Annotated in this window: 3 protein-coding genes; all 3 read right to left on the bottom strand. The window is 67.3% G+C overall.

Annotated elements, in window-relative coordinates; genetic code table 11:
* Positions 1-90: 90 nt before the first annotated feature.
* Positions 91-1,563 (bottom strand): Asp-tRNA(Asn)/Glu-tRNA(Gln) amidotransferase subunit GatB, encoded by a 1,473-nt coding sequence (gatB, locus tag MFF61_RS11585; RefSeq protein ID WP_238235280.1) that lies wholly within the window; start codon positions 1,561-1,563, stop codon positions 91-93.
* A 59-nt stretch (positions 1,564-1,622) separates the two neighbouring features.
* A complete protein-coding gene (locus MFF61_RS11580) occupies positions 1,623-1,922 on the bottom strand; it encodes a hypothetical protein (RefSeq protein WP_238235279.1) in 300 nt (99 codons plus the stop codon).
* Between the two features lie 179 nt (positions 1,923-2,101).
* Positions 2,102-2,346, bottom strand: a 245-nt coding sequence (locus MFF61_RS11575) for a hypothetical protein (protein WP_238235278.1), incomplete at its 5' end; no start/stop codon positions are given.

The following is a 2,346-nucleotide window of genomic DNA, read 5'->3' as shown; positions in this document are numbered from 1 at the left end:
CACCTACTAAGACTTAAGGTCTCACCCGAAGACGAAGAGCCCGGCCGCAAGGCCGGGCTCTTCCCTTTTGAGGCGGGGCCAGCCCCGTCCTCACTCGATCCCGAGCTTGGCCTTCAGCAGGGCGTTCACGGCCGCCGGGTTGGCCTTGCCGCCGGTAGCCTTCATGGTCTGGCCGACGAACCAGCCGAGCAGCGTGGGCTTGGCCTTGGCCTGCTCCACCTTGTCGGGATTGGCCGCGATGATCTGGTCGACGGCCGCCTCGATGGCGCCGGTATCCGTCACCTGCTTGAGGCCGCGCCGCTCCACGATCTCGCGCGGGTCGCCTCCTTCGCTCCAGAGGATCTCGAACAGGTCCTTGGCGATCTTGCCCGAGATGGTGCCGTCCGCGATGAGGTCGATCACTGCGCCAAGCTGGGCGGCCGAGACGGGCGAATCCTCGATCCCGCGCCCCTCCTTGTTGAGGCGCCCGAACAGCTCGTTGATCACCCAGTTCGCCGCCGCCTTGCCGTCACGGCCGCGGGCCACGGCCTCGAAGTAGTCGGCCGCCGCGCGCTCGGCCACCAGCACCGTCGCGTCGTAGGCCGAGAGGCCGAAATCCGACACGAAGCGCGCCTTCTTGGCATCGGGCAGCTCCGGCAGCTCGGCCCGCAGCCGCTCGATGAAGGCGTCGTCGATCTCCAGCGGCAGCAGGTCGGGGTCCGGGAAGTAGCGGTAGTCGTGCGCCTCCTCCTTGGAGCGCATCGAGCGCGTCTCGCCCTTGTTCGGGTCGAACAGGCGCGTCTCCTGCTGGATCGTGCCGCCCTCCTCGATGATCGCGATCTGGCGGCGCGCCTCGGTCTCGATCGCCTGCCCGATGAAGCGGATGGAATTGACGTTCTTGATCTCGCAGCGCGTGCCGAACGGCTCGCCCGGGCGGCGCACGGAGACGTTCACGTCGGCGCGCAGGTTGCCCTTCTCCATGTCGCCGTCGCAGGTGCCGAGATAGCGCAGGATCGTGCGCAGTTTCGTCACGTAGGCCTTGGCCTCCTCCGACGAGCGCAGGTCGGGCTTCGACACGATCTCCATCAGCGCCACGCCCGATCGGTTGAGGTCGACGAAGCTCAGGGAGGGATGCTGGTCGTGCAGGGACTTGCCGGCATCCTGCTCGAGGTGCAGGCGCTCGATGCCGACCCGGATCGTCTCGCCGTCGGGGAGATCGACCGTGACCTCGCCCTCGCCCACGATCGGGCTCTTGTACTGGCTGATCTGGTAGCCCTGCGGCAGGTCGGGGTAGAAGTAGTTCTTGCGGTCGAACACCGAGCGGTGGTTGATCTGCGCCTTGAGGCCTAAGCCCGTGCGCACCGCCTGCGCGACGCATTCGCGGTTGATCACCGGCAGCATGCCGGGCATCGCGGCGTCGACGAGCGACACGTTGTCGTTCGGCTCGGCGCCGAACGCGGTCGCGGCGCCCGAGAACAGCTTCGCCCGGCTGGTGACCTGGGCATGGATCTCCATGCCGACCACCACCTCCCAGTCGCCGAGGGCTCCCCTGATCAGCTTCTTCGGGTTCACGGGCGCGTTCATCGAAAACCTGTCGTCCTGCCTGAGGGTGCCGTTCTAGTAGGGAGGGGCCGCGCGGCCGGTCAAGCGCGGGGGGCGATGGCGCGCCGTGCGCCGTAGCCGACGACGGCCCAGAGCAGGGCGGACACCGTCCGCACCGGGAAGAAGGTCGGCAGGTCGCGCCCGACCGGAGCCGGCCACGGCACGCCGAGGCCGGTCAGAGCCCAGGAGGTCAGCACCGCCGCCACCAGCGCGATGATCGCCACCAGCACGACCTTGCCGAACTGATCGGCCTTCCAGCCGAGCACGAGCGCCACGACGATCAGCACCGGATCGAGCCCGGCCCAGATCCAGACCGAAGGCGGGTAGTAGGGTACGGTCATTCACGCAGCATCCCGTCGCAATGCGGGGCTTGTGCCGGGTCGGTGCCGGTCCGGCAAGACGGCGCCGAGCGTAGCCGCGTCGACACGTCGCGTCGGGAAACCACACCCTCTTCATCCTGGCGGCGCGCATGTGGACCGTCGAAACAGGGCCGATCGCAGTGTCCGGGAGCGGGTCACGATCAGTTGCGCAAGCGTTCGCGAGCTGAAGCAACAACAGTACTGCTCGGGAATTCGCAGGGAGCCTGACCCAAAGTCGGAGCTTGCAGATCTCGATCCAATAAATTATCATATGTTAGTGGCAAAGACCAGGATCGGTCGGCCACCTGCCGCACCCGTCCGCAACTCCGCACTCGGCCTGCGCCGATGACCATGACCGACACCGCCTTCTCCCCGGGCGATTTTCTGGCTATCCGGATTTTGGCGT

This window comes from Methylobacterium isbiliense (genome assembly GCF_022179325.1).
GTDB classification, from domain to species: domain Bacteria; phylum Pseudomonadota; class Alphaproteobacteria; order Rhizobiales; family Beijerinckiaceae; genus Methylobacterium; species Methylobacterium isbiliense.
This window is presented reverse-complemented; position numbering and strand designations above follow the sequence as displayed.

Coding starts and splice junctions, on each gene's coding strand:
- MFF61_RS11580 (WP_238235279.1), bottom strand. CDS start 1,922: ATGACCGTACCCTACTACCCGCCTTCGGTCTGGATCTGGGCCGGGCTC.
- gatB (WP_238235280.1), bottom strand. CDS start 1,563: ATGAACGCGCCCGTGAACCCGAAGAAGCTGATCAGGGGAGCCCTCGGC.